Genomic DNA, 3,559 nt, shown 5'->3' on the forward strand with positions numbered 1-3,559 from the left:
TCTCTAAACGCCTTACAAGGGCGTCCTGACATCTATCAAGATAATATCTGATTTCTCTAGAGCCTTGTAAAGACTCTGCCTCTGTTCTTCACCGGCTTCGTCTAGGATGTGCGTGTAGAATAACGAGAGTCCAAGACGTACGGATTCCAGTTGTTTATTAATGTCTTCGACAGCTTCCACCAGTGTTGATAGATTGGTCTTTGCCGATATTACGCATATATTAATAACCCCCTCTTATAGGGTTTTCTAATATATCTTGATGCCTGGATTCACCTTCCTTATATGTGATACGTTGTTTAATAATATTTTGAATCCGCAGGATTTATGAACTTTATAGTTTTATATATCTAGTATGTATGTATATATATGTTTCAATAGGTATTCCATGGATATTCTAAGTGGAAACATTAATTAATGCTGGAACAAATATTTATATACTTGGTGTCGAAATGAATGTACCAATACCCCGGAAGCCCCGTCCTCTCAGGAAAACTGATCCATACAGGCTACTTAGAAGCAATGGTACCCCCAATTTTGATGACAATATCTTCAAGGTAGAGAAGGAGCTTTACTTTATTGCTAGAAGAGAGCCCAGGATAGTCTCTCCCTCAACCGTGATAAGGCGGGCCCTTGAGGAGATGTCCACGTATGGGAGAAGCCTCCTTGTTTCACTAAGTGATAGGAGGCTTCACGGTTTACTCACCCTTGGAGACTTAATTAGTTATCTCGGTGGTGGAGAATACTTCAAGATCGTTGCCAACAGGCATAAATACAATATCTACTCAGCCCTTGAGAAGGAAATCGTTGAGACCATAATGGTGAAAAACCCTATTAGCTTATACGTTGACGATACATTAATCAACGTGCTTGAAGCAATGATCGTGCATGGCATAGGCGTTATCCCCATATTGAACAGGGATAACACTATCTACGGCATCATCACCGAACATGATCTCGTTAAATACCTCTACGGCATCATCAAGACCGGTTTAAAAGCCAGGGAAGCTATGTCAACGCCGGTTTTAACAATAAGTATCAATTCAACACTAGGAAAAGCACTGGAAACCATGAGTACCTATGGGTTTAGAAGACTGCCCGTGACAAGCGGCAACACTGTGGTAGGCATCCTGACTGCAATGGATATAGTCAAATACTTCGGGAGCCATAGAGTATACGGGGACACCAGTACCGGGGATATAAGGGAGGTGCACTCTAAGAAAATCGAGGATTTGATGACAAGTTCCCTAGTAACTGTGAAGCCCGATGATGATCTAGCAGTAGCGATACAGGAAATGGTAGATAAAGGGGTCAGCTCCGCACTCGTCGTTGACGATGAAGGAGTACTCCAGGGAATAATCACGGAGAGAGATGTATTATACGCCTTAACAATAACAGGGTACAGGGCCGGTTAGCATATGAGCCTAGACGAGTTTATTGAGAAGACACCGGCAACCCTGGATAAAAACGACTCGCTCATAAATTATGTAAGACTCCTTAAGAAAACAGGAAACGATAAGGCAGTAATACTGGAGAATAAGAGGATTAATGAAAAGTATGTTAAAAACATTGCAGGAGTGGTCTCAAGTAGAGACGTAGTGGGGAAAATAGCCACCGAGAGGCTTAGACTCTCATCACCTGGCAGGCTAAGAGTATCAGGCTTCATGAGTATACAGCCGTTGATAGCTAGGCTAGATACACCTTTAAGCGATATAGTGAAAACCATGGCCTCGAAATCCATCGGGATACTGCCCATTGTAGGCAACGAAGGACTAGAGGGAGCTATCTACAGGTGGAGTCTGTTAAAGCTAGCCGAGTCCATTACAGACCCGGTTTCGAAAATTGTAAAGAAGGACTACTTGAAGATCAGGGTAGACGATAGTCTTTTAATGCTTAGGCAGGGCATGTTGAACCGTGATGAAAGCTTCGCGGTAGTAGTGGGCGAGGACGGAAAGCCTATTGGGTACATAACCATAATGGATCTAGCATATGCTTTCACAACATTCATTGAGAACATTCCTGAAAAGCATAGAAAGGAGAGGATAGAGGAGCTAGTGGTAAGGGACTACTATAAAAGAAACCTGCCAGTGGTGAGCGAGGAAGCCGAGATATATAAGGCGGCACGAATACTTTACGGGGAGAAGACACGTGGCGTATTAGTATTAAATAATGAGGGTAAGGTAAGTGGCGTAGTAAGAGAGCATGATTTAATAGGTTATCTAGCCTTAACAATCCTGGGTATAACAAGATGAGCGGTGAGCAGAAATTCATCGTAGACGCTATGCTAGGCTCCCTGGCGAGATGGCTTAGAATACTGGGCTATGATACCGTTTACGGGAATAAAATGGAGGATTGGTTGATACTTAGGAGGGCGGAGCTAGAGGGTAGGATAATACTTACAAGAGATAGAAGCTTACATCATAAAGCATTGAAGAGGGGGTTGAAAAGTATTCTTCTACAGGATGAGGACCTAGCTGCCATGCTGGCCAGGATAGCGGGATTAACAGGCATAAGACTCTACGTGGACTATGAGAAGACAAGATGCCCCGAAGACAATACACTCTTAAGGAAAACAGATAAGAGCGAAGTAAAGGATAAGGTTCCTCCAAGAGTATACAGTATACATGAAGACTTCTGGATTTGCCCGCGCTGTGGTAAAGTATATTGGGTAGGAAACCACTGGAGAATGATTGAGATGATACTGAGTGATGCAAGGAAGAAGCTGAGCATGTTTCAAAAACAATTTGAGAAGGGGATGATTAGTGAACACAGTGCACCCTTCAGAGTTAACCTTTGAAGAAGGGGTTCTCCTAGTTAAGATAGCAAGGAAAGCAATAGAGGCATATGTGACAAAGGGGGAGCACATAGATGCTGCAAATTATGCTGTAATTAGTGAAAAACTAAGAAGACCAGGGATGACCTTCACCACTATAGAGAGGATTAATGCAACCGGGAGAACATCTCTCCGGGGATGCATAGGATTCCTGGCTCCTGTCTATAGTTTAATAGAGTCAACCATCGAATCAGCTATTGAGGCAGCCGTAAATGATCCACGCTTTCCCCCACTTAGCCCGGATGAGCTAGGGGAGATAATAGTAGAGGTGACAGTGCTTTCCAACCCTGAATCAGTAGTTGTAGAGGATAGGTGGCAAATACCATCAATGATCATTATCGGGAAACACGGATTGGTAGCAGAAAAAGGCTGGTTTAAGGGAACACTACTCCCAGTTGTACCGGTGGAGTACTGCTGGGATGAAGAAACATTCCTTGCAGAAACATGCCTGAAAGCAGGGCTGAGGCCTGACTGCTGGCTTGATAAATCCACGAAAATATATATTTACGAAGGCAGAGTATTCAGAGAGAAAGCACCAGGTGGAGAAATATACGAGAGAGACATACATAGCGAGTATGAGGCCTCATGCAAGAAACCCAGGGATGCCCGGCCGTCTTGATACCTTTGAAACAAGGATTCAGGCCGGAACGATTTTCATGAATACTTTCAAATACTCCAGAGAGAAGTATGAAGTACCCTAGACCAAGGATCACCGCTACAAATGCTAAT

General features: G+C 43.4%; 4 protein-coding genes. All 4 read left to right on the forward strand.

Annotated features, from left to right (window positions below; all coding sequences use genetic code 11):
- Nucleotides 1–449 precede the first annotated feature (449 nt).
- The 4 genes from ACP5N5_RS06250 to ACP5N5_RS06265 are packed head-to-tail and all read left to right on the forward strand — an operon-like array spanning nt 450 to nt 3,449.
- Nucleotides 450–1,412, forward strand: coding sequence for a CBS domain-containing protein (locus ACP5N5_RS06250; protein WP_428134049.1), 963 nt, complete (start codon nt 450–452; stop codon nt 1,410–1,412).
- Nucleotides 1,413–1,415: 3 nt separating this feature from the next.
- Complete coding sequence (locus ACP5N5_RS06255) at nt 1,416–2,249, forward strand: CBS domain-containing protein (protein WP_276814453.1); 834 nt, start codon at nt 1,416–1,418, stop codon at nt 2,247–2,249.
- Entirely contained in the window at nt 2,246–2,794 is a 549-nt protein-coding gene (locus tag ACP5N5_RS06260; RefSeq protein WP_428134062.1) for a Mut7-C RNAse domain-containing protein, read from the forward strand. The genes ACP5N5_RS06255 and ACP5N5_RS06260 overlap by 4 nt, the downstream gene beginning before the upstream one ends.
- Entirely contained in the window at nt 2,760–3,449 is a 690-nt protein-coding gene (locus ACP5N5_RS06265) for a TIGR00296 family protein (RefSeq protein ID WP_048058946.1), read from the forward strand. Before ACP5N5_RS06260 ends, ACP5N5_RS06265 begins: the two co-directional genes overlap by 35 nt.
- Nucleotides 3,450–3,559 lie beyond the last annotated feature (110 nt).

The sequence above is a fragment of the Desulfurococcus sp. genome (assembly GCF_049970475.1).
GTDB lineage: Archaea > Thermoproteota > Thermoprotei_A > Sulfolobales > Desulfurococcaceae > Desulfurococcus > Desulfurococcus amylolyticus.